The organism is Streptomyces sp. NBC_01803, from assembly GCF_035917415.1.
Taxonomy (GTDB): Bacteria; Actinomycetota; Actinomycetes; order Streptomycetales; family Streptomycetaceae; genus Streptomyces.
Map to the genome: position 1 here is coordinate 5,402,180 of NZ_CP109073.1, position 23,800 is coordinate 5,425,979.

The window sequence follows — 23,800 nt, forward strand, 5'->3', positions numbered from 1 at the left end:
CATGACCGACGAGCGGCACCCGGCCGGAAACGGCCCGGCCGTGCCCCAGACGCGGACGGCCCGGCACCGCCGGATCGTCGAGATCCTCAACAGACAGGCGGTGCGGTCCCAGAGCCAGCTCGCCAAGCTGCTCGCCGACGACGGGCTGCACGTCACGCAGGCGACGCTCAGCCGTGACCTGGACGAGCTGGGAGCGGTGAAGATCCGCAACACCGGGGGAGAGCTGATCTACGCCGTGCCCAGCGAGGGTGGCTTTCGCACTCCCCGGGTGCCGCTCGGGGAGTCCGCCAAGGAGGAGCGGATGGCCCGGCTGGCGGGGGAGCTGCTGACCTCCGCCGAGGCGTCCGCGAACCTGGTCGTGCTGCGCACCCCGCCCGGGGCCGCCCAGTTCCTCGCCTCGGCCATCGACCAGGCCGAGGTGCACGACATCCTGGGCACCATCGCCGGGGACGACACCCTGCTGCTGATCAGCAGGGACCCGACCGGCGGGCAGTCCCTGGCGGACCATCTGCTGCGGCTGGCACAGAAGCAGAAGGAGCTCCCGGAGGACGAGGAGGACGAGGAGAACTGAACGCGCCACTGCCCCGCGGGCGGCGCGTGGTCGACCGGCCGGGGCCCGCCGGATCCCGGGCACCGCGCCTCGCCGCGTCGCCACGTCACGCGCGTGCGGGCACGGACGAGCCGTGAGACGCCGTGCGCTGTGGTCCGGCGCGCGTGGTCACACCGGCCGCGCGCACCGGCTCACCGCGTAGGACCGCGCTCCCGCACCGGAAACGCGGCCCCGCGCGCGGTGTGGGGACGGAGCCGGGCGGACCGACCGCTGTGGCCCGGGGAGCGTCGCGTCCGCCGCCGTCGATCCGGTCGGGGTCCAGGCCGTGGGTGAGCAGGTCCCGCGCGGCGGTTTCGTCGAGGGGGCCGACCCGGTAGAACGCGGCGCCGGCCGCGTCGAGGGCGGGCAGCGGGTCCCGGCCGGTGACCACGGTCAGGCAGCCGGTACCGGTCGGCAGCAGCGGCCGCACCCGGCCGGCGTCGACGGTGCCTTCCACCACGATGGCAAGGCGCCGGGTGGCGGTGACGCTGCGCCAGTCCGCCATGCGGCCAGCGGTGCTGCCGGGGACGGGTTCGCCCAGGGCGCGCAGCCACGCGCCCAGCACATCCCCCGGCGCGGTGGCGTAGGACAGGTCGGTGGTGAGCTGTCCGTCGGGGTAGGTGTCGGCGATCTGCCCGAGCCAGCGGGCCGCCAGCGCGCTCTTGCCGCTCCCGGCCGGGCCGTGGAGCATCACCACGCCACGGGCACCGGCCCCGTGGCGTGCGGCCCGTACCCGTTCCAGGTCCGCCAGGGCACTGTCGCGGTCCACCCACGCCACCGGTTGCGCGTCCAGTTGGCCGGCACCCGCAGCACCGGCGTTCGGGGGGCGTGCGGGTGGACATCGCCGGTGATGCTCCCGGCCCGCACCAGGCCGCCGACCTCGTTGGCAGCTTCGCCCCCGGGCGTCGTGCCGGTCACCACTGCTCACACACCGGCAGGGGAAGCAGGCCGGGAACGGTCTTCTCACCCCGGGACCGGGCACGTTCCAGACGGGCCAGGGCGTCGTGGAGCTGCTCGTGGCCGGGCAGGGTCGTGTCCTGGAGCTGCCGCAGCGCCTCTTCCAGCCTCAGCCGGGCGACACCGGGGTGTCCGGCAGCGGCCGCCGCAGCACCCCGCATCGCCCGGCACGCGATCTGCCCCCACATATGGGGCAGGGAGGTGAACTCGTTCTGGGCTTCGAGCGCTGGTTCGCCGAACTGACCACCCGCAAACTCCGCCGCTCCGCCCACCGCAGCGTCACCGAGCCGGAACGCGACATCCGAGGCTGGATCAACGGGCGGTTCGGGTGGCCGCCCGGCGTGAGGTGCCGCTGTTGGCCGCGGGGAACATGACCGGGAAGCAGGCCGCGAGGAACCTCGCCGACCGGTTGCTCTCCAAGCATGGGCTGACGCACGTCGTCTACCGAAACGGTGCCCGTGTTCCGGTACGCGCCTGGGCGGAGGCCGCGACCTTGGCGAAGTCGGCCGTCCCTACAACGCCGGCACCCTTAACCGCACACGCCAAGCGGGTGTCGCGGTAGTCGAAGTGTTCGACGGCTTCGACCGCGGATGGACCTCGCACCAAGACGGACAAGGCCACCCGGACTCTACGCACCGTGGAAGAGGCTGCCGACTGGCCGATCTCACACCCGCGCTGCAGACGGGCGTTCGGCCCCGTCCGGACGAGACCACCGGGTGATGGGCACTCCGATAGAAGGCTGCCCGGACACTCGTCCGGGCAGCCTTCTACGTTCACACGGTCGGCAGTGCATCCCTCAGTCGATCCGATAGGACAACCTCGTAGGGCAGTTCGCGAAGATCGTCGGCTGAGACAGCAATGCCCCTGGCCTGCGAAAGTTCGGCAAGCCACTCCCACGGATGGTCACCTGGATAGTCATCGTCGTCGGGCAGCACCACGTTGAGGACGTTGTGTGTGATGGACTCCACGCTCGCGGTGGCGAGAATGGGCTCGTCTCCACTCCCCCCGCCCCAGCCCACGGTAAACCCGCGTTCCGCATGAAGAATCAGACGACGACCGTCTTCCAACAACGCGAACTCGCTGACGATGAAATTTTGGGACCCTCTATCGAGGGAGGGCTCCCCGATATCGCAGATCGCGCCCAGAGCGACGACCCGCAGCTGTTCCTGGGTGCTCATGATGACGGGTAGCAGTTCCGGTCGACGGGCGTCGAGTACGTGTATCCAGAGGGATCTGACGCATCTATCAGCTCGACGTCAACGAACGACCGATACCCGACGGTCCGGGAATCTGCGCATGACTCCCTGGCGGTGGCCCTCCGACCACGCCCCCCGCCTGCGGCATAGTCCCCGCTGTCCGTATCGACGGTTACCCAGCCGCAGCTTCCGCTAGAGGAGCACCTAACCGCCTGAAGGTGGATGTCGACGTTTGCCCGCGCCGGGCAAGTGCCGGAATAATGCAGCCACCAGCCTTGCGTCGACACATCCCCGCTCGAAATATGAACGTTGTCATTCGCCTGCTGGTACCGGCAGCTGCCTGCAGTAATGGGGCCAGACGTCCCCATCGGCGTGACCTCCTCGTTCACTAATGCGGAGACCGGTGCGAAGTAGCCATCATCGGGCTCTGAACTCGCCTGATCTTGTCCTCCATCTGCCGCTGAGGCAGCCGTCGGTGCCAGGCGAACAACAGCAGCGCCAAGCATAAGAGAAGCGCCCGGCCCTGCCCACTCCTGGAATTCTCTCCGCTCATTACCCCTCCCGCTGAAGAGAACCGCATCGTTCCCCGCGGTGATCCGCGAGGCTACAGCAGGTTACCCGACGGAACTCGTCCGTGCCATGGTGAGTCGGCGGAGGCGCTTGTAGCAGCAGATGGCGGCGGCGAGGCTGAGAAAGGCCGGTCCGTCCGCACACAGCGACGCATCCGTGAGGTCGAACAGTTCGTCCCCGCGCGCGGTCAGACAGTCGAATAAGTCCTCCCGGCAGCGTGACGCTTTCGTGAACGCTTCCCCCGGAACATGATCAGGCAGCAAACTCACCACGGCCTTCGTTGTGGTCACGTGTGTCCTTGGTCGGAGCACATGATCAGACGAAGGCCGCCTCAGCGTCTGGCGAATGCCCAGGTGAGCGACCTGGTTCGAAGCGCATTTCGGGACCGTCCCACACGCGACACCGACCTGGCGGTAGCGTGATCGACATGACGGCTGAGGGCGAGAAGGCAGAGGGTGAAGCCCTGGTCGGCGGCATGGTGAACGCGGGCGCGGTCTTCCGCCACGGTGCCCTGGTGGAACGCCCAGCGCCGCGCACCGCGCGCACCCTCCATGTCCATCTCCTCGCGCTCAAAGAGCACGGGTTCGACGCGGCTCCGAGGCCGATCCGTCTCACCGCAGACGGCCGCGAGCAGCTGACCTTCATCCCCGGCAACGTCGCTCTACCGCCGTTTCCGCGCTGGGTGATGACCGAGGCCGCGTTGAGATCGGTGGGGAGCCTGCTGCGACGCCTGCACGACGCCAGCGCCGCCATCGCGGTTGACGCATGCGTCGAGTGGCCCCGATCCCTGGCCGACCCGGCGGGAGGAACAATGCTGTGCCACAACGATGTGTGCCCGGACAACGTCGTCTTCCGCGACGGCCATGCCGCAGCCCTGATCGATTTCGACCTGGCGGCCCCCGGCCGAGCCGTATGGGACGTCGCCATGACCGCCCGCTACTGGATTCCCATGCTCGATCCCATGTCCGCGGCAGTTCTCTATCCCGCGGGGCTGGACGCCCCGGCCCGACTGCGGATCCTCGCCGACAGCTACGGCCTCTCCCCGCGGGAGCGGGCTGAACTGCCCGGCGTCATCGAACAGGCCACCGCATCCTGCCGGGCCTTCGTCGCTGACCGAATGGCCGACGGTGACCCCGTCTACACCCAGGCGCTGTCCGAGCGCGGTGGTTGGCAGCGTTGGGACCGCATCCAGGAGTGGCTGATGGCTCACCACGGGATGTTCACGGCTGCCCTGTTGGGATGACTGGCTAACAACCTCGTGCATGGTTGGCCGTGGCTGATGGGCTTGCTACTCGTTGACCGGTTCGTGGTGGGGGTTGATGCGCGTCGGGTGATCGTGGCGGACCGGCGGATCACAGGGCTGTCGCCTGAGGTGATTGGCGAGCTGGTCGCGGAGGTGGGCCCGGTGTGGCAGGCCCGGCACGATGCAAAGCTGCTGGACCGGCCGCGTCACCGGGCGCCCGGTCCGGCAAGAGCAAGCAGAACGCCGTGAAAGCCCTGGTCCTCACGGACACTTCCGGCCGACTGCTGTTTGGCGGCGAGGCACGGACCGGCAGTTGCGCCGACATCACCCAGGCCCGGCAGGCGGGCCTGGTCGACCTGCTCGCCGACACCATCCACCTGCGGATCCTGGCCGATGCCGGCTATCAAGGGCTTGGCGGCCAGACCTGCGGTCAGGTGGTCACCCCGCCACGCGAACGCCGAGGCAAGCACCTCGAACATCTTCAGTGGCTCATGGCCCACCACCAAGCAGCACGCTTTCGCCCACTCCTCCGCCCGCATCCCCGTCGAGCACGGCATCGCGCATCTGAAAAACTGGCGATCCCCAGCCCGCCACCACGGACGGCGAGAGCAACTGCCCGACACCGTCCGAGCCGTCGCCGCACTTCTGTCCAGTCAGCAGACAACCACCCGCACTGCTGCCGCACTCCCGCCCGGACAACTGGAATGAACCGTCGGCCAAGTCCTCGACCGAGACGACTCCACCCCAACCATGCACGAGGTCGCTAGTGGTCCCGTCGCGAGGCGAGCCGGGCGAGGGCGGCCAGGGGCGCGGCGGCCGGGGGCGGGATGTCCGCCGTGCGCAGGCAGTCCAGGGCCAGGCGCAGCTGCTCCCCGGCCGTCTCCTCGGCCCAGGCCCGGCCCCCGGCCTCCTCCACGAGCGCGGTCAGCCGCGCCGTCTCGGCCGGGTCGGGGGCGGCCGGGTCCGGCCGGTCCGGCCCGCCGTACAGCTCGGCCAGCCGGCGCCCGGCGTCCGTGCCCGAGTCGAGCGCGGCGACGACCGGCAGGGACTTCTTGCGGACCGTCAGATCGGCCCCGGCCGGCTTGCCGGTGACCGCCGGGTCGCCCCATATGCCGAGCAGGTCGTCGGCGAGTTGGAAGGCGATGCCGAGGTGGGTGCCGAACCGCCGCAGCGCCTCCGTCCGTTGCGGGGAGCCGCCGCCCCACAGGGCGCCCAGCGCGCACGAACAGGCCAGCAGCACGGCGGTCTTCCGCTCCGTCATGGCCAGGCACTCTGCGAGCGTGACATGGGAGCGCTCCTCGAAGGCGAGGTCGGTGTACTCTCCCTCGATGAGCTGGGTGGTGGCCTCGCTCAGCCAGCGGACGCCGGTGGCCGCCATGTCCGGCCCGTGCTGTTCGGTCAGCACCCGCGTCGCGTGGATGAGCAGCGCGTCGCCGGCCAGCAGCGCGCTGGAGGAGCCGAACACCCGCCAGGCGGTGGCCCGGTGATGGCGCGTCGCGTCGCCGTCCAGGATGTCGTCGTGGATCAGTGAGAAGTTGTGCACCAGCTCCACGGCGACGGCCGGGGCGAGCGCGGCCTCGGCCGGGGCGCCGACGGCCTCGGCGCAGGCGAAGACGAGCGCGGGCCGCAGGGCCTTTCCGCCGGGCGCGCTCTCGGGGCGGCCGGCGCTGTCCGTCCAGCCGAAGTGGTAGGAGGCGACGCGCGCGATCGGCGCGGGCAGGCGCCGCACCCAGTCGCGCAGCGCCGGGTCGAGCAGGGCGCGGGCCCGGCGCAGGGCCTCCCGGGCGGTGCGCTGCTCGTCGGCCGTGTCGGAGACCGTGGTCATGTCGCCGCTCCCGTTCCGCCGGGCGCCGCGCCGGCGGTCACCGGCGGGGTCGGCAGGGTCGGCACGGTCGGCAGGGTCGGCAGGGTGGTCAGGGCCGTCAGGGCCGTGGTGGTGGTCGTGGACGGGTCGCTGATCATGCGCTCAGCTTGGCCGTCCCAGCGGGGCACTGGAACGGCGCGACCCCGTTCTTCCGTGCGCCCGCCGCGCGCCCCCTGCGCGGTGGCCTTTCAAGGGACTGCGGTTGACCAGGAGTTCCGCTCTGGCCAAAGGATCGCGGGCACCGGGTCACGCGGCCCCAATCACTCGTGTGGGTGACGCGGTACGCGATCACCCTCTATGCGGCGGGGAACGCGGCGGTGAAGGCGTTTCTGGTGGGCGAGGGATCGTGCCGGTCGAGGATCGCGAAGGTGATCCGGTCGAAGTGCCGGGCGAACCGGCCGACGCCGGTCAGCAGCGCGCGGAACGCCCCGGCCACCACGGCCGGGTCGTTCCGGAAGACGCCGCAGCCCCACGCCCCCAGGACCAGCCGCCGGTAGCCCGTGACGGCGGCCACCTCCAGCACCCGTTCGGCCCGCGTGCGCAGCGCCGCCGGGAGGTCCGGCGCGCGGCCGGGCGCGCGCTCGGCGACGACGCCCGCGTTGGGCGCGGCGGCGGTGAGGAACCCGGCCTCGTAGGGCTCGTCGAGCAGCGTCCCGGCGTCGTCGCGGAAGACCGGCACACCCGGCGAGTGGATCACACGGTCGCTGTAGAACGGGTCGCCCGCCGCCCGGTGGGCCGCGTAGAACTCCGGCACCCGCAGCAGACACGTGTAGAGGGCGGAGGCCCGGCACAGGTCCTCCTCCTGTGCCTTGGCTCCCTTGACATATCCGCCGCCCGGATTGCGGGCCGAGGCGAAGTTCAGCACCGCCACCGGCCCGCCCGCCGCCCCGGCCAGCCGGCGCGCGGCGGCCAGGCTGGTCTCCCCGGTCACCTCGAACACCGGCCGCGCGCCGGGGCCACCCGGCGCCGCCGCGTCCGACACCCCCGGTACCGGCTCCGGGCCGAACAGCGCGCTCCCCGCCGCCGCGCGCGCGACGGCCGCGCCGATCTCCACCCGGCCGCCGCCGGGCGCCGTGTACCACCCGGCGGCGACGATCCGCTCGTTGCCGGCCGCGGCCTCGCGCAGCCCTGGTCTCTCCCACATGCTCCGCACGCCGGTCAGACCCCCGACGTCGTGGGCGGGGTCGGCGGCAGGGGGAGGGGCAGGCCCGGCAGACCGTCGATGCTGGTCCCGTTGTGCGTCCGGGCGCGGAAGTAGGCGTCCAACGTCTCGTCCGTCTCGCGCCCGAAGCGGGAGCCGTGCAGCGGGCGGTCGCCCTCGTACGACAGATACGGCACGGCGAACCCGCAGGAGTCCCGGATCAGCTCGGCGGTCACGACGACGATGGCCCGCAGTCCGTGGTCGGACGGGTCGATGGCGGGGAAGTGCGCCAGCAGCCCGGCCCAGCGCGGGTCGTCCCGGAAGACCGGCTCGCCGCGCCCGTGCACCCGGACGACGGTGGGCGGCCCGGAGAAGGCGCACCACATGAGCGTGACGCGGCCGTTCTCCCGCAGATGGGCGATGGTCTCGGCGTGGCTGCCGGCGAAGTCGAGATAGGCGACGGTGCGCTCGTCCAGCACCGCGAGCGAGCCGGTGAGGCCCTTGGGGGAGAGGTTCACGGTGCCGTCCCCCGCGAGCGGGGCGGTGGCCGTGAAGAAGACGCGCTGTTCCTCGATGAACGTCCTGAGCCTGCCGTCTATGCGGTCGTAAGTCTTGCCCATGACAAAAAGTATCCCGCGCGTGCCACCGGATTGACGAACCATGCGGAGCCCTGCATACTTATTCCAGTCAGTGCATGCATCCTAAGGAGACACCGTGACCCAGCGCGTCGTACTCGCCTACTCCGGCGGCCTGGACACCTCTGTCTGCATCGGCTGGATCGCCGAGGCGACCGGGGCGGAGGTCGTCGCCGTCGCCGTCGATGTCGGCCAGGGCGGCGAGAGCATGGACGTCATCCGTAAGCGCGCACTGGCCTGCGGCGCGGTCGAGGCCGAGGTCGTGGACGCCAAGGACGAGTTCGCCGAGGAGTACTGTCTGCCGGCGATCAAGGCCAACGCCCTCTATATGGACCGGTACCCGCTGGTCTCCGCCCTCTCCCGGCCGGTGATCGTCAAGCACCTGGCCGCCACCGCCCGCAAGCACGGCGCGGACACCGTCGCCCACGGCTGCACCGGCAAGGGGAACGACCAGGTGCGGTTCGAGGCGGGCATCGCCTCCCTCGCCCCCGACCTCACGTGCATCGCCCCGGTCCGGGACTACGCGATGACCCGGGACAAGGCCATCGCCTTCGCGGAGACCAAGGGCCTGCCGATCGCCACCACCAAGAAGTCGCCGTACTCCATCGACGCGAACGTCTTCGGCCGCGCCGTGGAGACCGGCTTCCTGGAGGACATCTGGAACGCGCCGATCGAGGACATCTACGAGTACACGCAGAGCCCGGCCACGCCGCGCGAGCCCGACGAGGTCGTCATCACCTTCCGGCAGGGCGTCCCGGTGGCCATCGACGGCAAGGCCGTCACCATGCTCCAGGCCGTCCAGGAGCTGAACGAGCGGGCCGGCGCCCACGGCGTGGGCCGCATCGACATGGTCGAGGACCGGCTCGTGGGCATCAAGTCCCGCGAGGTGTACGAGTCGCCCGGCGCCATCGCGCTGATCACCGCCCACCAGGAGCTGGAGAACGTGACGGTCGAGCGCGAGCTCGCCCGGTACAAGCGGCAGGTCGAGCAGCGCTGGACCGAGCTGGTCTACGACGGCCTGTGGTTCTCCCCGCTCAAGCGCGCCCTGGACGGCTTCGTCGACGAGGCGAACCAGCACGTCAGCGGCGATATCCGGATGACCCTGCACGGCGGCCGGGCGGTCGTCACCGGGCGCCGCTCCGAGCAGTCGCTGTACGACTTCCACCTCGCGACCTACGACACCGGCGACACCTTCGACCAGTCCGCCTCCAAGGGCTTCATCGACATCTTCGCCATGTCCAGCAAGATCGCGGCCCGGCGGGACCTCGCCCAGTGAGTGACGACGACAAGCGGGACGTGCGCCTCTGGGGCGGCCGGTTCGCGCACGGACCGGCCGAGGCCCTGGAGAGGCTCAGCGCCTCCGTCCACTTCGACTGGCGGCTGGCGCCCTACGACATCGCCGGCTCCCGCGCCCACGCCCGCGTCCTGCACGGGGCCGGGCTGCTGACCGCGGACGAGCTGCGCCGGATGACCGAGGGCCTCGACCGGCTCGCGGCCGATGTCGCGGACGGCTCGTTCACCGGCACCATCGCCGACGAGGACGTGCACACCGCCCTCGAACGCGGCCTGCTGGAGCGGCTCGGTCCCGAGCTGGGCGGCAAGCTGCGGGCCGGCCGGTCGCGCAACGACCAGGTGGCCACCCTCTTCCGGATGTATCTGCGGGATCACGCGCGGATCATCGCGGGGTTGATCGCGGACCTCCAGGAGGCGCTGATCGCCCTGGCCGACGCCCACCCGGGCGTCGCCATGCCGGGCCGGACCCACTTCCAGCACGCGCAGCCGGTGTTGTTCGCCCACCACGTCCTCGCCCACGTCCAGGCCCTGGCCCGGGACGCGGAGCGGCTGCGGCAGTGGGACGCGCGCACGGCCGTCTCGCCCTACGGCTCGGGCGCGCTCGCGGGCTCCTCGCTCGGCCTCGACCCGGAGGCGGTGGCGGCCGACCTCGGCTTCGAGGGCGGCTCGTCGGCCAATTCCATCGACGGCACGGCGGCGCGCGACTTCGCCGCCGAGTTCGCCTTCGTCACGGCGATGATCGGCGTCGACCTCTCGCGCATCGCGGAGGAGATCATCATCTGGAACACGAAGGAGTTCTCCTTCGTGACCCTGCACGACTCCTTCTCCACCGGCAGCTCGATCATGCCGCAGAAGAAGAACCCGGACATCGCGGAGCTGGCCCGGGGCAAGTCCGGCCGGCTCATCGGCAACCTGACGGGCCTCATGGCCACCCTCAAGGCGCTGCCGCTCGCCTACAACCGCGACCTCCAGGAGGACAAGGAGCCGGTCTTCGACTCCTGTGACCAACTGGAGGTCCTGCTCCCGGCGTTCACCGGCATGCTCGCCACCCTCACGGTCAACGCGGAGCGGATGGCGGAGCTGGCCCCGGCCGGCTTCTCCCTCGCCACCGACATCGCGGAGTGGCTGGTCAAGCGCGGGGTGCCGTTCCGGGTGGCCCACGAGGTCGCCGGCGAGTGCGTCAAGGTCTGCGAGGCGGAGGGCATCGAGCTCGACCAGCTCACCGACGAGCAGTTCGGGAAGATCTCCGCGCACCTCACCCCCGAGGTGCGCGGCGTCCTCACCGTGGCCGGCTCGCTGGCCGCCCGTGACGCCCGCGGCGGCACCGCGCCCGCCGCGGTCGCCGTCCAGCTCGCCGAGGCGAAGGCGGGCCTGGCTCGCCAGCGCGCCTGGGTGGCCGGCTAGGCCACCCGGGTGAACTCCACCTCCACCTGCGGGGAGCCGCTGGGGGCGCCGTGGTACACGCCCTTGTGCGGTACGACGTCCCCGTACTCCCTGCCCTTGCCCACGATCACGTGCGACTCGCCGGCGCGGGTGCGGTTGGTCGGGTCGTACCCGACCCAGCCGCCCGCCCAGTACTCGACCCAGGCGTGGCTCTGCCCGGCGACCTTCTCGTGCGGCGCCGGGTCCGGGTCCGGGTGCAGATAGCCGGAGACGTACCGGCTGGGCAGCCCGATCCGGCGCAGCAGGGCCACGGTGAGGTGGGTGATGTCCTGGCACACCCCGGCGCCCTGTTCCCACGCCTCCTGCGCGCCGGTGTGCACGCCGGTGCTTCCGGAGATGTAGTCCACCCGGTCCCGGACCAGCCCGGCCACCGCGAGCGCCGCCTCGTGCGGGCCGAGCCCGTCCGCCGCCGCGCGGGCCGCCTCGACCGTCTCGTCCGTGACCGTGGTGAGCGGCGTCGGCAGGCCGAACTCGGCGAGCCGGCCGTTCTCCAGTCGCGCCCGGATCGTCCCCCAGTCCGGCTCCGCGGGCAGCGGCGCCGGGGGAGAGGTCTCCACCAGGCTGGTGGCGACCACGCTGAGCGACTCGTGCGGCTCCATCAGGTCGAACGTCGTCACCTGCGTGCCCCAGTAGTCCCAGTAGCTCCACGTCTGCGCGGTCGGGCTGATCGCGATCCGGGAGTCCAGCGTCGTCTGCGCGGGCAGCGTCAGCGGCGTCATGCGCAGCTCGTTGTGCGACGAGATGGCCGGACCCTGGTAGACGACCCGGGTCTCATGAGAGATCTTCAGTCTGCGTCCGTGCACGGGCTCAGACTCCTTCCTGGGACCACGACACCGGTCCGTCGTACGGGAAGTACTGCGCGGCCACGGCGGCGGCCGACTCGGTGCACGCCTCCTGGAGGTCCCGCAGCAGGCCGGGCAGCCCGCTGCGCAGCACCTCGGGATCGAGGTACTCCAGGCGCGTGCGCATCCGGCCGATGGGCAGCAGCGTCGCGTCGGGCCGCCCGTAGGGGCCGCGACCGCGTCCGCCGTGGTCGGCCAGCGCGGCCAGGCACTCCTCGGCGGTGGCCAGGGCGTGCAGCACCGAACGCGGGAAGTCCCGGTTCAGCAGCAGGAATCCGGCGACGCTCGCCGAGTCGCCCGCGCCGCGATGGGCGCGGAGGAACGATTCGTCGGCGCCGCTCGCGTTCAGCAGCGTCGGCCAGTCCGGGGCGTGCACGGCCGCCAGCACCCGGACGGCCAGCAGCCGGGCCGTCATGTCCACCCGCTCCAGGCTGCGGCCCAGCACCACGAACCGCCAGCCGTCGTCCCGGTTCATCGTGGAGTCGGCGAGCCCGAAGAACAGCGCGGCCCGGCGTCTGACCAGCCCCAGGTAGGAGTGCGGCCCGGTGCGGAGGGCGGCGGCGCGGTGCTCGGCCAGACTGTGCCAGGTCGAGTTCAGGCACTCCCACATCTCCGTGGAGACCACCTCCCGGGCCCGGCGGGCACTCTCCCGGGCGGCGCCGATCGCGCCGTCGATGGAACCGCCGCTGGTCCGGTCGAACGCCAGGTGCTCCAGCACCTGGTCGATGTCGCACGAGAACTCCGGGTCCGGCGTGACGCCGAGAATGGCGTGCAGGGAACGGCAGGCGGCGTCCTCATCGCTCCAGGGGTCTTCCAGCAGCCGGTGCAGATAGGCGTCGAGGATGCGCGAGGTGTCGTCGGCGCGCTCCACGTAGCGGCCCACCCAGAACAGCGACTCGGCGATCCGCGAGAGCATGACGTCGGTGGCCGTCACTGCTGGTCTCCCTGCTGCTCGGCGGCCGGGCCGAGCTGACGCGGGGCGACGCCCCGGGCCGGCGGCAGCGTCTCCCCGGCGGCGATCGCGGACAGGATGGACGGGCCGCCCTCGCCGCGCGTGCGGTGTCTGGGCACCACCCAGGTGTCCTTCGAGCCGCCGCCCTGGCTGGAGTTGACCACCAGATTGCCCTCGCCCAGCGCCACCCGGGTCAGGCCGCCGGGCAGCAGCCAGATGTCCGAGCCGTCGTTCACCGCGAACGGCCGCAGGTCGATGTGGCGCGGCGCGACGCCGCCCTCGGTCAGGGTGGGGGAGGTGGACAGCATGACCGGCCGCTGCGCGATCCAGCCGCGCGGGTTGGCGATGAGGCGCTCGCGCACCGCGTCCAGCGTGGCCCGGTCCGCGCGCGGCCCGATCACGATGCCCGCGCCGCCCGCGCCGTCCACCGGCTTGATCACCAGCTTGTCGAGCTGGTCGAGCACCGCCTCCAACTGCCCCGGCTCCTCCGGTCGGTAGGACTCGACGTTCGGCAGTAGTGGCTCCTCACCGAGGTAGTAGCGGATCAGGTCGGGCACATAGGTGTACAGCAGCTTGTCGTCGGCTATGCCGTTGCCCACCGCGTTGGCCAGCGTGACGCGCCCGGCGCGCGCCGCGCTCATGATGCCGGGGCAGCCGATCACCGAGTCCGGCCGGAAGTGCAGCGGATCGAGGAAGTCGTCGTCGACGCGGCGGTAGACCACGTGGACCGGGACCTCGCCGCGCGTGGTGCGCATCCGCACCCGGTTCCCCGAGCACACCAGGTCGCGGCCCTCCACGAGCTGCACGCCCATCAGCCGTGCCAGCAGCGCGTGCTCGAAGTAGGCGGCGTTGTGCACACCGGGGCTGAGCACCACGACGGTCGGGTCGTGCACGCCCTCGGGCGCCCCGGCCCGCAGCGAGGCGAGCAGCCGCTGCGGGTACTCGTCCACCGGCCGGACCGGGGCCTCCGCGAAGAGGGAGGGGAAGACCCGGGTCATGGCGCGCCGGTTCTCGATCACATACGAAACGCCCGACGGGATGCGGACGTTGTCCTCCAGCACCCGGAATCCCCCGTCCACGTCGCGCACCAGGTCGATGCCCGCGATGTGGACGCGCACCCCGTTGGGTGGCTCCACGCCGTTCGCCGCCCGGTGGTAGTGCGGCGAGGAGTGCAGCAGCCGGTAGGGCACCACGCCGTCCTCGAAGACCTGGCAACGGCCGTACGCGTCGCTGAGATACGCCTCCAGGGCTTGGATGCGCTGCCGGACGCCGCGGGTGATCGCGTCCCACTCCATCGCGTCGAGGATGCGCGGCACGAGATCCAGGGGGAAGGGTCGCTCCTCCCCGGCGTGCGCGTAGGTCACCCCCCGGTCGGTGAAGGACCGGGCCATCTGCTCGGCCCGGAACGACAACTCCGCGGCGTCCAGCGGCTGCAAAGCGGCGAAAACTGGCTCATACGGGGCACGGACCACCCCTGGTCTCTCGAACATCTCGTCCCACGCGTCCGCCATCGTGTACGAGTCGAAAACGTCCGCCATGTCCTGACCGTATGAGTGAGGAGTTTCGTCGTCATGTCGCCAGTGCTTCAAAAACTTGCCTCCCCTGGTCCGTCCGCGGTGCGCCGGAACGGCGTGGACCTGCGCGATCGCGGCCCACGCCCGGCCGTGCGGCGCTCAAGTCGCCCCGCCCGGCCTGGCCTTCGCCGGGCCACGGCCCCGCGCTCGGCAACAGCCTTCCCCGGCGAGCCCGTCGCCACCGCATCCGGGCACGTCTTCACAGGACCGGGGCCGCCGCGGCCGGCCGCCGTGCCGGTCACGCCCGGTACGGTGAGGGCCGTTCCACCCCGTACGACATGCCCAGAGGTCCCCGTATGCCGTTCTCCCGCTTCCACCCCGAGGCCACCCCCGCCGCCCGTGTCGGACTCGGCCTCGCCGCCGTCGGGCGGCCCGGGTACATCAATCTCGGCCGGGCGCGCGACCTGCCCGCCGACCGCACGCGGGAGGCACTGCGCGACCGGACGCACCAGCTGCTCGACGCCGCCCACGCGCGCGGCGTGCGGTACGTGGACGCGGCCCGGTCATACGGGCGGGCCGAGGAGTTCCTCGGCGCGTGGCTGCGCGACCGGCCGGACGCCGCCGGTGACATGGTCGTCGGCAGTAAGTGGGGCTACACCTACACCGCCGACTGGCGGTCCGACGCCGAGACGCACGAGGTCAAGGACCACGGCGCGGCCACGTTCGACCGCCAGTACGCCGAGAGCCGGGCCCTGCTCGGCGACCGGCTCGACCTCTACCAGATCCACTCCGTCACCCTGGAGAGCCCCGCCCTCACCGACCCGGAGGTGCTCGGCCGGCTGGCCCGGCTCGCCGCGTCCGGCGTGAGCGTCGGGCTGTCCACCAGTGGCCCGGCGCAGGCCGCCGCCATCCGGGCCGCCCTGGAGGTCACGGTGGACGGCCGACCGCTGTTCCGGACCGTGCAGTCCACGTTCAACGTGCTGGAGACCTCCGCCGGCCCGGCCCTCGCCCAGGCGCACGCGGCCGGGCTGGCCGTCATCGTCAAGGAGGCGATGGCCAACGGCCGGCTGGCCGCCGACACCGCCCCGCCCGCGCTGCGCCGGATCGCGGCACAGACGGGCACCGGCCCCGACGCCGTGGCGCTGGCCGCCGTGCTCCACCAGCCGTGGGCGGGCGTCGTGCTCTCCGGCGCGGCCACGGTCGAGCAGCTCGACGGCAACCTCGCCGCGGCGACCCTGAAGCTGGACGAGACCCCGCGGGCGGCCCTGGCGGCCCTCGCGGAGCCCCCGGCCGCCTACTGGCGACAGCGCTCCGCACTCCCCTGGCAGTGAGCCCACGCCGACCCGCGCGGACGGAGTCCCGGCGGTGTCGCGCGGGCCGGAGTCGTCACGTTCGGTGGCGGCGGCGCGGCTGTGCGGCGCTTCGCGGTGGTGGGTCGGCGGGGCTGCGCGGCCCGCGCGGGGGTGGCCTGCTCCCGGCCGGAGCCGTCACGTTCGGTGGCGGCGGCGCGGCTGTGCGGCGCTTCGCGGTGGTGGGGCGGCGGGGCTGCGCGGCCCGCGCGGGGGTGGCTCGGGGCACGGGCGGCGCGTCCGTCGGGGGAGGGCCGGGCCCCGGCCGGCTAGGCCGCCTTCACCTTGGTCGCGTACATGTCCACATACTCCTGGCCGGACAGTCGCATGACCTCGGTCATCACCTCGTCGGTCACGGCCCGCAGCACATAGCGGTCCCGGTCCATGCCCTCGTACCGCGAGAAGTCCAGCGGCTCCCCGAAACGGACGGTGATCCGCCGGCCTGGACCCACCCGCGGCAGCCCCCGGCCGCCCGGCTGGACCCGGTCGGTGCCGATCATGGCGAACGGGACCACCGGCGCCCCGGTCATCAGCGTCAGCCGCGCGATGCCGGTGCGTCCCCGGTACAGGCGTCCGTCGGGTGACCTGGTGCCCTCGGGGTAGATCCCGAAGACCTTGCCCTCCTCCAGCACCCGCCGCCCGGTCATCAGCGCCGCGACGCCGCCGTGCCCGCCGTCCCGGTCCACCGGGATCATGCCGACGGCGGTGAAGAACCACGCCATGAGCCGGCCCTTGAGGCTGCGGCCCCGGACGTACTCGTCCTTGCCGATGAAGAACACCTGCCGCTCCATGACCAGGGGCAGGATGATCGAGTCGATGAACGTGAGATGGTTGCCGGCCAGGATGACCGGCCCGTCGCCCGGAATCCGCTCGCCTCCCTCGACCCGTGGGCGGAAGAAGAGCTTCAGCAAGGGGCCGACCAGCACCTTCAGCAGCACGAATCGGGACAACTTCCCCTCCGGTCGGTCATGGGCATGCGTGCGCCCGTACGTCTAGGGACGATACTCGTCCCTTCCTTCGCGTCGCGCACCGGGTTCACACCACCGATACTCAGTTTTGACGCGGATTCCTCATGCGTTTCCTCGCCCGTACCGGTGTGTACAGGGCCGCCCACCAGGATCGGGACGCTATCGGCCGGCCCGCGAGGACCGCGCGGGCCCACAGCAACGAGCCCTACGGAGTGGACCATGGCAGCTCAGCAGGCGGCAGGCGGGGAATCGGCGCGACCCGGCAGACGGGCCGTGCTCGGCGTGGCGGTGGCGGGCACCGGAGCCGCCACGTTTCTCGGGGCCGCGGCCCCCGCGGGCCAGGCGGCGGGCCGACCCGCCGCGGGCGCCGCCGCCCGCGAGCTGCCCAGGCCGACGGTGATCGCCCACCGGGGCGCCTCCGGCTACCGCCCCGAGCACACCCTGGGCTCCTACCAGCTCGGTCTGGACCTCGGCGCGCACGTCATCGAGCAGGACCTCGTGCCCACCCGCGACGGGCACCTGGTCTGCCGCCACGAGAACGAGATCGGCGGCACCACCGACGTCGCCGACCACTCCGAGTTCGCCGGCCGCCGCACCACCAAGACGGTGGACGGGCAGTCCATCACCGGCTGGTTCACCGAGGACTTCACGCTCGCCGAGCTCAAGACCCTGCGCGCCATCGAGCGGGTGCCCGACCAGCGGCCCGACAACACGCTGTACGACGGGCGCTGGACGATACCCACGTACGAAGAGGTGCTGCGCTGGGCGGCCGACCAGGGCCGTAAGCGGAACGAGCCGGTGTGGCTCTACACCGAGACCAAGCACCCGACGTACTTCCGCTCCGTCGGTCTCGGCCTGGAGGAGCCCCTGGCCCGCCTGCTCCGCGAGCACGGCCTGCACCGTGCCAACTCCCGTGTCCTGCTCCAGTCGTTCGAGCCGTCCAGCATGGAACGCCTGGCCGGTCTCGTGGACACCCCGCGGGTCGTCCTCCTCTCCTCGGCGGGCTCCCGCCCCTACGACTTCACCGACTCGGACGACCCGCGCACCGTCGCCGACCTCATCACCCGCGACGGGCTCCGGGAGATCGCCGGGTACGCGCAGGGCATCGGCCCCACCCTCGACCTGGTCATCCCGCGCCGCCCGGACGGCACGCTGGGCACGCCCACCACCTTGGTCGACGACGCCCACGACGCGGGCCTGTTGATCCACCCGTACACCGCGCGGAACGAGAACCGGTACCTGCCCGCCGACTTCCGCCGGGGCGACTCGCCCAACGGATACGGCGACGTGTTCGGCGCGCTCCGCGCCTACTTCGAGACCGGTATCGACGGAGTCTTCGCCGATCAGCCCGACACCGCGCTGCTCGCCGCGGCGGACTTCCGCCGCTGACACCCGGAGCGCGAGTCGGGAATCTCACAACGCAGTTGGCCCAGGGCCGTAGCCCTGGGTCCCGGCTCCCTTGCACAATGCTGACGGCGCGGGGCTGACCTGCGCCGTCAGGGCAATCGTCGGCCGGACCCGCGACCCTCACCGCACGCCGGGCCGGTCCGACACCTCGCTTGGGAGGCGTGTGCACATGGGCATGAGCGTCACGATCGACAGGGCGGCGGAGCAGGACGCCGAGCAGATCCTGAAGCTCCAGTACCTCTGCTACCAGTCCGAGGCGGAGCTGTACGGGGACTACGCGATCGATCCGCTGACCCAGTCCCTGGAAGCCCTGCGCGCCGAAATGGCCGGTACCACCGTGCTGGTGGCCAGGCTCGGCACCGAAGTCGTGGGCTCCGTACGGGGATCGGTCGACGCCGACGGCACGGCCTGCATCGGCAGGCTCTTCGTGCACCCCCGGATGCAGCGCCACGGCCTCGGCGGCCGGCTGCTGGCCGGGATCGAGGCGCGGCTGGCCGCCGAGCGCGCCGCCGCCCGCTACCGCCTCTTCACCGGGCACCGCAGCGTGGGCAACCTGCGCCTGTACCGCCGTCTCGGCTACGCGCCGGTGAGCACCGAGGAGGTCTCCCGCCACCTCAGCCTGGTCACCATGGAGAAGGAGATCTCCCGCGACCTCGCCGCGAGCGCGTAGCGGGGCCCGTCGCCGAGCACGCCGTCCGGTTCAGGCCCGGGCGGCGGCGGGGCGCGACCGGCGCAGCCACAGCAGGCCGGTCACCGGGAGCACGAGGGGCAGGAACAGATAGCCGACGCCGTAGTCCGACCACACCGTCGCGTCCGGGAACGCCGAGGGGTCGGCCAGCGTCCAGGTGCCGACCGCCAGCACGCCGGTCAGCTCCGCCGCGCAGCACACGAGCGCGATCCGCCGCGCCCCCTCGCCGCCGCGCACCAGGCAGACCGTGATGAAGGCGTACACCAGGGCGGCGACCGCCGAGAGCACATAGGCGAGCGGCGCCTCGTCGAAGCGCGTGGAGAGCTGGTAGACCGAGCGCGACGCCGCGCCCACCGTGAAGACGCCGTACAGCGTCAGCAGCAGCCGTCCCGGGCCCCGCTTCAGATCCGGCCCGGCCGGACGGGCCGCCGGCCCCCGCGATGCCGTCGTCTCCTCAGCCACCGACGCCTCCCGCCCACACATCGTCCAGGCGCAGCTCCAGCGCCGCCAGCACCACCGCGCCCGCCGCCACCGTCACCGATCCCCACCTGGTGCGTTCGCCGAGCGAGACGACCGCGACCACGGGCAGGCAGAGCGGGACCGAGACCACATAGGACACGAAGACGGCGGTGCCGCCGTCGGCCGGACGCTCACCGCCCGACATCTGGGCCACCGTGATGCCCGTCTGCACCAGCGTGAGCAGCAGGACGGCACCGACCCCGAGGTAGTGCCAGTCCTTGACCGGCTGGTCCCGGTACGCCGCGTATCCGCACCAGGCGGCCAGCAGCAGCGCGGCCACGATGATCGTGACCGTCAGCGGGGTGAACATGCGCCGACTCTAACGGGGGCCTCCCGCCGCCGGGGGGGAGGGGCGGGCACGTGGCCCTGACCCCAGCCGTGGAGCTGTGACGTAACGCCATGGGAACGTCTGTTTTACTTGTGCACATGACCGCGACGAGCATCCGTCCCCGGACGACCGAGGCATCCACCATGCCCGGTGCTCGTTGTTGTCGCCGCTGTCGCGGCCGAATGTGTGCCCGCTGAGGGCCCCCGCCCGAGCAGCCTCGCGCCCCGAAGCGACCTCCTGAGCCGCGCCCCGCGCCGCCGGTGATCCCCCGGTTCTCCCGCGGTCCGCCGCGCCCGGCTCGGTGCTCCCCCCCGTTCCCGTCACGCCCCCCGTTCCCGTCACGCCCCCGAGGCCGGGCCGTGCCCCGGCACCCGACAGTCACGGAAGTCCAGTGATCACCACCACGGACCTGACCAAGGTCTACCGCTCGCGCGGCCGAGAGGTCGTCGCGCTCGACGGCGTCAGCATCCACGTCCGACCGGGCGAGGTCTACGGCGTCATCGGCCGCAGTGGAGCCGGGAAATCCACCCTTATCCGCTGCCTCAACCTGCTGGAGCGCCCCACCTCCGGCACCGTCACCGTTGACGGCCTCGACCTCACCGCCCTGGCCGGCGGCGGCAACCGCGCCGGCCGCCCGCTGCGCCGCGCCCGCGGCGGCATCGGCATGATCTTCCAGCACTTCAACCTTCTCTCCTCGCGCACCGTCCAGGGCAATGTGGAGCTCCCGCTGGAGATCCTCGGGCTCGGTCGCCACGAGCGCGCCCGCAAGGCCCTCGACCTGCTCGACCTGGTCGGCCTCGCCGACAAGGCCCGGGCCTACCCCGCGCAGCTCTCCGGCGGCCAGAAGCAGCGCGTCGGCATCGCCCGCGCCCTGGCCGGCGACCCCAAGGTGCTGCTGTCCGACGAGGCGACCTCGGCCCTCGACCCCGAGACCACCCGCTCCGTGCTGGGCCTGCTGCGCGACCTCAACCGGGACCTCGGTCTCACCGTGCTGCTCATCACCCACGAGATGGACGTGGTGAAGGCGGTCTGCGACTCCGCCGCCCTGATGGAACGGGGCCGCGTCGTCGAGTCCGGCGCCGTCCCCGAGCTGCTCGCGACCCCCGGCTCGCGCCTCGCGCACGAGCTGTTCCCCGTCGGTGGCGCCGCCTCGGCGGCCGGCCGCACGGTCGTGGACATCACCTTCCACGGCGAGAACGCGGCCCAACCGGTCATCTCCCAGCTCGCCCGGACCCACGCCGTCGATGTCTCCATCCTCGGCGCGGCCATGGACACCGTCGCCGGCCGCCAGGTCGGCCGGATGCGGATCGAGATCCCGGGCCGCCCCGAGGAGAACGCGGCCCCCCTCGGCTTCCTGCGCGGACAGGGCCTGACCGTCGAACTCCCGGACGTACCCCCCTCAAGACCAGTGCCCTCGTGGCCGCCACCGCCGCCCTCACCCTCGGCCTGACCGCCTGCGGCACGGACTCGGACCCGGACCCGGACCCCGGGAGAAACGACGCGGACGGACCGCCCGACGCCGCCGCGCCGCTGACCGTCGCCGCCAGCCCCACCCCGCACGCCCAGATCCTCGCATTCGTCCGGGACAACCTCGCCGAGGACGCCGGACTCAACCTGGAGATCCGGGAGTTCACCGACTACGTGCTCCCCAACACCGCCGTCCACAGCGGCGAGGTCGACGCCAACTTCTTCCAGCACCAGCCCTACCTGGACGACTTCAACACCCACCAGGGCACCGACCTGGTCGGCGTCGTCACCGTCCACCTCGAACCCCTCGGCCTCTACTCCAGCTCCCTCGACAGCGCCGAGAACCTCACCGAGGGCGCCACCGTGGCCGTCCCCAACGACGCCACCAACGAGGGACGCGCCCTCAAGCTCCTCGCCGACAACGGCCTGATCGAGCTGGCCGAGGGCGTCGGCTCGGACGCCACCCTCGCCGACGTCACCGACGACCACGGCCTGTCCTTCGAGGAGTTGGAGGCCGCCACCCTCCCGCGCGCCCTGGAGGACTTCGACGCCGCGATCATCAACGGCAACTACGCCATCGAGGCCGACCTCGCCCCCGCCGAGGACGCCCTCGTGCTGGAGGAGGCCGAGGGCAACCCCTACGCCAACCTCATCGCCGTCAGGGCGGGCGACGAGGACGACCCCCGCGTCCGCACCCTCGCCGAGCTGCTCACCTCCGACGAGGTCCGGCAGTTCATCGAGGACACCTACCAGGGATCGGTCGTCCCGGCCTTCGGCGAGCCCGCCGCCTGACGCCACCGGGCCCGGGCCCCGGCACCAGCCGGGGCCCGGCACCGCGTCCGGCCCGCCGATACTGCATGCTGTCCCCTCAGACACCAGGCATGGAGTGGCCCCATGACATCCACCTTCCCCGACATCGCCATCAGCACCGACCGGCTGGAGCTGCGCCCGTTCGAGGAAGAGGACATCCCGGAGCTCACCGCGATGATGAACGACGAACTCACCGCGGCCTGGACCTCCGCTCCCATCCCCTACACCACGGCGGAAGCCCGGCACTGGATCACCCGCGTCGCGCCCGCCGAGCGCACCGAGGGCAGAGGCATCGTCCTGGCCATCACCGAGCACCTCACCCACCGGCTCGTCGGCAGTGTCCACCTGAAGAGCACCAACTGGCGGACCTTGTCCACCGAGGTCGGCTACGTCGTCGCCCCCTGGGCCAGAGGTGAGGGCTACGCGGCCGAGTCCGTGCTGGCCCTCGTCAAGTGGCTCTTCCACGAGCAGAAGTTCGAACGCCTCGAAGTGCGCACCGCCGCGGGCAACACCGCCTCCCAGCAGGTCGCCCAGAAGATCGGCTGCGTCAGCGAGGGCGTCCTGCGCAACGCCCTGATAGTCCGCTCCCGCACCGAGGACGGCGGCTGGACCGACATCCGCACCGATCTGATCGTCTGGGGACTGCTCCCCGAGGACCTTGAGGAAGCCCCCGGAGCCGGGTACCGCGCAGGGTAGGCTCGTCGCCGTCCACGATCTGCGACCAGTCCAGGAGCACCCCGACCATGGCCGACCGTGTCACGGTGATCGGATGGGACGGCTCCCCGCTCGACCCGGCCGCGCGCGCCGCGCTCCGCGCGGCCACCCTGGTGGCCGGCGCTCCCCGCCACCTGGCCCTGCCCGAAGTCCCGGGCCATGCCGAGCGGGTGACCCTCGGCAGCGTCGCCCTCGCCGCCCGGCGCATCGCCGCCCACCGCGGCACCGCCGTCGTCGTGGCGGACGGCGACCCCGGCTTCTTCGGCGTCGTCCGCGCCCTGCGCGACCCGGAACACGGTCTCGAAGTCGAGGTCGTCCCCGCCGTATCCGCCGTCTCGGCCGCCTTCGCCCGCGCCGGGATGCCCTGGGACGACGCCCGCGTCGTCGTCGCCAATCCCCGCACCCTGCGCCGGGCGGTCAACGTCTGCCGTGCCCATCCCAAGGTCGCCGTCCTCACCTCGCCCGGCGCGGGCCCGGCCGAAATCGCCCTGCTGCTGGGCCGGGTGCACCGCACGTTCGTCATCTGCGAAGCCCTGGGCACCGACCGGGAGCGCGTCTCGGTCCTGACCTCCGACACCGTCTCGCAGCACCAGTGGACCGACCCCAACCTGCTGCTCGTGATCGGCGGCAGCGGCTCCCCGCACACCGCCGACGGCGCCGGCTGGCTGGCCGGGCTCGCCCCGGGCGGCGAGGGCCGGCCGCGCGGCTGGGGCCTGGCCCCGGGCGAGTACCTGCTGCCGGACCCGGGCCCCGCCCCGGACGCCCCCGGGCGCGACCCCCGGCTGCGCGCCCTGGAGCTGGCCGTCCTCGGCCCTCGTGTCGGCGACCTGATGTGGGACATCGGAACGGGCGATGGGCTGACCGCCGTCGAGGCCGCCCGCTTCGGCTCCGCCGTCATCGCCGTCGACCGCGACGCCCAGGCCCTCGCGCGCGCCGAGGCCACCGCGCGGCGCCTCGGCGTCCAGCTCCATACCGTCAACGGTGTCGCCCCGCACGTCCTCGAAGACCTGCCTGAGCCCGATGTGATCCGGGTCGGCGGCGGCGGCCCGCGCACCCTCGCCGCGTGCGCCGACCGCCGGCCGCAGCGCGTCGTGACGCACGCGATGACGCGCGATCAGGCCGAGACCGTGGGCCGCGTGTTGAACGCCGCCGGGTACGCCGTGGAGTGCACGCTCGTGCAGTCCGTCGAGCTGGAGACGCACGACTGGTCCGAACGCGGCAGGTCCGTCGTCTTCCTGCTCGCGGGCCGCCGACCGAACCCGTGACCGGGAGCCCACGCGGGCCCAGGTAGGCTGATGGATCGTTGTGCCG

25 protein-coding genes and 1 pseudogene are annotated in these 23,800 nt (G+C 72.4%); 12 read left to right on the forward strand and 14 right to left on the reverse strand.

The window, feature by feature from the left end; genetic code table 11:
* The first annotated feature begins 1 nt into the window (after window position 1).
* Window positions 2-571, forward strand: a complete 570-nt coding sequence (locus tag OIE51_RS24660) for an arginine repressor (RefSeq protein WP_326600035.1) — start codon at window positions 2-4, stop codon at window positions 569-571.
* Between the two features lie 85 nt (window positions 572-656).
* Here the strand turns inward: OIE51_RS24660 and OIE51_RS24665 are convergent, their stop codons facing one another.
* From OIE51_RS24665 to OIE51_RS24680, 4 genes and pseudogenes are all read right to left on the reverse strand, one after another.
* Complete coding sequence (locus OIE51_RS24665) at window positions 657-1,358, reverse strand: ATP-binding protein (RefSeq protein ID WP_326600036.1); 702 nt, start codon at window positions 1,356-1,358, stop codon at window positions 657-659.
* A 145-nt stretch (window positions 1,359-1,503) separates the two neighbouring features.
* Window positions 1,504-1,818, reverse strand: a complete 315-nt coding sequence (locus OIE51_RS24670) for a hypothetical protein (protein ID WP_326600827.1) — start codon at window positions 1,816-1,818, stop codon at window positions 1,504-1,506.
* A gap of 501 nt (window positions 1,819-2,319) precedes the next feature.
* The gene (locus OIE51_RS24675) at window positions 2,320-2,724 is read right to left on the reverse strand and encodes a hypothetical protein (RefSeq protein ID WP_326600037.1); all 405 of its coding nucleotides are present in this window, start codon (window positions 2,722-2,724) and stop codon (window positions 2,320-2,322) included.
* 716 nt (window positions 2,725-3,440) lie between these two features.
* Window positions 3,441-3,581 (reverse strand): annotated as a pseudogene (locus OIE51_RS24680) (NF041680 family putative transposase); the annotation flags it as partial.
* Window positions 3,582-3,739: 158 nt separating this feature from the next.
* On the opposite strand from OIE51_RS24680, the gene OIE51_RS24685 reads away from it, so the two are divergent.
* A complete protein-coding gene (locus tag OIE51_RS24685; RefSeq protein WP_326600038.1) occupies window positions 3,740-4,555 on the forward strand; it encodes a phosphotransferase enzyme family protein in 816 nt (271 codons plus the stop codon).
* A gap of 245 nt (window positions 4,556-4,800) precedes the next feature.
* Window positions 4,801-5,322, forward strand: a complete 522-nt coding sequence (locus OIE51_RS24690) for a hypothetical protein (RefSeq protein WP_326600039.1) — start codon at window positions 4,801-4,803, stop codon at window positions 5,320-5,322.
* Here the strand turns inward: OIE51_RS24690 and OIE51_RS24695 are convergent.
* From OIE51_RS24695 to OIE51_RS24710, 4 genes are all read right to left on the reverse strand, one after another.
* On the reverse strand, window positions 5,319-6,380 hold the full coding sequence (locus OIE51_RS24695) for a polyprenyl synthetase family protein (protein ID WP_326600040.1): 1,062 nt from the start codon (window positions 6,378-6,380) through the stop codon (window positions 5,319-5,321). The genes OIE51_RS24690 and OIE51_RS24695 overlap by 4 nt on opposite strands.
* Complete coding sequence (locus tag OIE51_RS24700; protein ID WP_326600041.1) at window positions 6,377-6,517, reverse strand: hypothetical protein; 141 nt, start codon at window positions 6,515-6,517, stop codon at window positions 6,377-6,379. The genes OIE51_RS24695 and OIE51_RS24700 overlap by 4 nt, the downstream gene beginning before the upstream one ends.
* A gap of 197 nt (window positions 6,518-6,714) precedes the next feature.
* Window positions 6,715-7,563 (reverse strand): TIGR02452 family protein, encoded by an 849-nt coding sequence (locus OIE51_RS24705; RefSeq protein WP_326600043.1) that lies wholly within the window; start codon window positions 7,561-7,563, stop codon window positions 6,715-6,717.
* A 14-nt stretch (window positions 7,564-7,577) separates the two neighbouring features.
* Window positions 7,578-8,180 carry a pyridoxamine 5'-phosphate oxidase family protein gene (locus OIE51_RS24710; RefSeq protein ID WP_326600044.1) on the reverse strand — a complete coding sequence of 201 codons (603 nt, stop codon included), beginning with the start codon at window positions 8,178-8,180 and terminating at the stop codon, window positions 7,578-7,580.
* A 94-nt stretch (window positions 8,181-8,274) separates the two neighbouring features.
* On the opposite strand from OIE51_RS24710, the gene OIE51_RS24715 reads away from it, so the two are divergent.
* Window positions 8,275-9,471, forward strand: coding sequence for an argininosuccinate synthase (locus OIE51_RS24715; protein WP_326600046.1), 1,197 nt, complete (start codon window positions 8,275-8,277; stop codon window positions 9,469-9,471).
* Window positions 9,468-10,892 carry an argininosuccinate lyase gene (gene argH / locus OIE51_RS24720; RefSeq protein ID WP_326600048.1) on the forward strand — a complete coding sequence of 475 codons (1,425 nt, stop codon included), beginning with the start codon at window positions 9,468-9,470 and terminating at the stop codon, window positions 10,890-10,892. The genes OIE51_RS24715 and argH overlap by 4 nt, the downstream gene beginning before the upstream one ends.
* Here the strand turns inward: argH and OIE51_RS24725 are convergent.
* Genes OIE51_RS24725 through OIE51_RS24735 form a run of 3 tightly spaced genes read right to left on the reverse strand, consistent with a single transcriptional unit; the run spans window position 10,889 to window position 14,263 of the window.
* A complete protein-coding gene (locus OIE51_RS24725; RefSeq protein ID WP_326600049.1) occupies window positions 10,889-11,734 on the reverse strand; it encodes a transglutaminase family protein in 846 nt (281 codons plus the stop codon). The two genes, argH and OIE51_RS24725, sit on opposite strands and share 4 nt — an antisense overlap.
* Window positions 11,735-11,738: 4 nt before the next feature.
* Window positions 11,739-12,689: an alpha-E domain-containing protein gene (locus OIE51_RS24730; protein WP_326600787.1), complete on the reverse strand. Its 951-nt coding sequence runs from the start codon at window positions 12,687-12,689 to the stop codon at window positions 11,739-11,741.
* 14 nt (window positions 12,690-12,703) lie between these two features.
* Window positions 12,704-14,263, reverse strand: coding sequence for a circularly permuted type 2 ATP-grasp protein (locus tag OIE51_RS24735; protein WP_326600051.1), 1,560 nt, complete (start codon window positions 14,261-14,263; stop codon window positions 12,704-12,706).
* A gap of 332 nt (window positions 14,264-14,595) precedes the next feature.
* Between OIE51_RS24735 and OIE51_RS24740 the strand changes: the two genes are divergently transcribed.
* A complete protein-coding gene (locus OIE51_RS24740; RefSeq protein ID WP_326600053.1) occupies window positions 14,596-15,570 on the forward strand; it encodes an aldo/keto reductase in 975 nt (324 codons plus the stop codon).
* A gap of 287 nt (window positions 15,571-15,857) precedes the next feature.
* Here OIE51_RS24740 and OIE51_RS24745 read toward each other — a convergent pair whose 3' ends face one another.
* Complete coding sequence (locus OIE51_RS24745; protein WP_326600054.1) at window positions 15,858-16,538, reverse strand: lysophospholipid acyltransferase family protein; 681 nt, start codon at window positions 16,536-16,538, stop codon at window positions 15,858-15,860.
* A 237-nt stretch (window positions 16,539-16,775) separates the two neighbouring features.
* Here OIE51_RS24745 and OIE51_RS24750 point away from each other — a divergent pair, with 237 nt between their 5' ends.
* Window positions 16,776-17,945, forward strand: coding sequence for a glycerophosphodiester phosphodiesterase (locus OIE51_RS24750; protein ID WP_326600055.1), 1,170 nt, complete (start codon window positions 16,776-16,778; stop codon window positions 17,943-17,945).
* A 187-nt stretch (window positions 17,946-18,132) separates the two neighbouring features.
* Entirely contained in the window at window positions 18,133-18,633 is a 501-nt protein-coding gene (locus tag OIE51_RS24755; protein WP_326600056.1) for a GNAT family N-acetyltransferase, read from the forward strand.
* Window positions 18,634-18,663: 30 nt separating this feature from the next.
* Here OIE51_RS24755 and OIE51_RS24760 read toward each other — a convergent pair whose 3' ends face one another.
* The gene (locus OIE51_RS24760; RefSeq protein WP_442812011.1) at window positions 18,664-19,134 is read right to left on the reverse strand and encodes a hypothetical protein; all 471 of its coding nucleotides are present in this window, start codon (window positions 19,132-19,134) and stop codon (window positions 18,664-18,666) included.
* Window positions 19,106-19,480 (reverse strand): hypothetical protein, encoded by a 375-nt coding sequence (locus tag OIE51_RS24765; RefSeq protein WP_326600057.1) that lies wholly within the window; start codon window positions 19,478-19,480, stop codon window positions 19,106-19,108. Before OIE51_RS24765 ends, OIE51_RS24760 begins: the two co-directional genes overlap by 29 nt.
* Before the next feature lie 409 nt (window positions 19,481-19,889).
* On the opposite strand from OIE51_RS24765, the gene OIE51_RS24770 reads away from it, so the two are divergent.
* From OIE51_RS24770 to cbiE, 4 genes are all read left to right on the forward strand, one after another.
* Window positions 19,890-20,948: a methionine ABC transporter ATP-binding protein gene (locus OIE51_RS24770; protein WP_326600058.1), complete on the forward strand. Its 1,059-nt coding sequence runs from the start codon at window positions 19,890-19,892 to the stop codon at window positions 20,946-20,948.
* Window positions 20,915-21,757, forward strand: coding sequence for a MetQ/NlpA family ABC transporter substrate-binding protein (locus tag OIE51_RS24775; RefSeq protein ID WP_326600059.1), 843 nt, complete (start codon window positions 20,915-20,917; stop codon window positions 21,755-21,757). The genes OIE51_RS24770 and OIE51_RS24775 overlap by 34 nt, the downstream gene beginning before the upstream one ends.
* Before the next feature lie 102 nt (window positions 21,758-21,859).
* Window positions 21,860-22,471, forward strand: a complete 612-nt coding sequence (locus tag OIE51_RS24780; protein ID WP_326600060.1) for a GNAT family N-acetyltransferase — start codon at window positions 21,860-21,862, stop codon at window positions 22,469-22,471.
* Between the two features lie 47 nt (window positions 22,472-22,518).
* Window positions 22,519-23,754 (forward strand): precorrin-6y C5,15-methyltransferase (decarboxylating) subunit CbiE, encoded by a 1,236-nt coding sequence (gene cbiE, locus OIE51_RS24785; RefSeq protein ID WP_326600061.1) that lies wholly within the window; start codon window positions 22,519-22,521, stop codon window positions 23,752-23,754.
* Window positions 23,755-23,800 lie beyond the last annotated feature (46 nt).

What these genes read in the sequence shown, in the direction of transcription:
- OIE51_RS24660 (WP_326600035.1), top strand. Translation starts at nt 2, where the DNA reads ATGACCGACGAGCGGCACCCGGCCGGAAACGGCCCGGCCGTGCCCCAG.
- OIE51_RS24675 (WP_326600037.1), bottom strand. Translation starts at nt 2,724, where the DNA reads ATGAGCACCCAGGAACAGCTGCGGGTCGTCGCTCTGGGCGCGATCTGC.
- OIE51_RS24685 (WP_326600038.1), top strand. Translation starts at nt 3,740, where the DNA reads ATGACGGCTGAGGGCGAGAAGGCAGAGGGTGAAGCCCTGGTCGGCGGC.
- OIE51_RS24695 (WP_326600040.1), bottom strand. Translation starts at nt 6,380, where the DNA reads ATGACCACGGTCTCCGACACGGCCGACGAGCAGCGCACCGCCCGGGAG.
- OIE51_RS24700 (WP_326600041.1), bottom strand. Translation starts at nt 6,517, where the DNA reads ATGATCAGCGACCCGTCCACGACCACCACCACGGCCCTGACGGCCCTG.
- OIE51_RS24705 (WP_326600043.1), bottom strand. Translation starts at nt 7,563, where the DNA reads ATGTGGGAGAGACCAGGGCTGCGCGAGGCCGCGGCCGGCAACGAGCGG.
- OIE51_RS24710 (WP_326600044.1), bottom strand. Translation starts at nt 8,180, where the DNA reads ATGGGCAAGACTTACGACCGCATAGACGGCAGGCTCAGGACGTTCATC.
- OIE51_RS24730 (WP_326600787.1), bottom strand. Translation starts at nt 12,689, where the DNA reads ATGCTCTCGCGGATCGCCGAGTCGCTGTTCTGGGTGGGCCGCTACGTG.
- OIE51_RS24735 (WP_326600051.1), bottom strand. Translation starts at nt 14,263, where the DNA reads ATGGCGGACGTTTTCGACTCGTACACGATGGCGGACGCGTGGGACGAG.
- OIE51_RS24740 (WP_326600053.1), top strand. Translation starts at nt 14,596, where the DNA reads ATGCCGTTCTCCCGCTTCCACCCCGAGGCCACCCCCGCCGCCCGTGTC.
- OIE51_RS24750 (WP_326600055.1), top strand. Translation starts at nt 16,776, where the DNA reads ATGGCAGCTCAGCAGGCGGCAGGCGGGGAATCGGCGCGACCCGGCAGA.
- OIE51_RS24755 (WP_326600056.1), top strand. Translation starts at nt 18,133, where the DNA reads ATGGGCATGAGCGTCACGATCGACAGGGCGGCGGAGCAGGACGCCGAG.
- OIE51_RS24760 (WP_442812011.1), bottom strand. Translation starts at nt 19,134, where the DNA reads ATGTGTGGGCGGGAGGCGTCGGTGGCTGAGGAGACGACGGCATCGCGG.
- OIE51_RS24765 (WP_326600057.1), bottom strand. Translation starts at nt 19,480, where the DNA reads ATGTTCACCCCGCTGACGGTCACGATCATCGTGGCCGCGCTGCTGCTG.
- OIE51_RS24780 (WP_326600060.1), top strand. Translation starts at nt 21,860, where the DNA reads ATGACATCCACCTTCCCCGACATCGCCATCAGCACCGACCGGCTGGAG.
- cbiE (WP_326600061.1), top strand. Translation starts at nt 22,519, where the DNA reads ATGGCCGACCGTGTCACGGTGATCGGATGGGACGGCTCCCCGCTCGAC.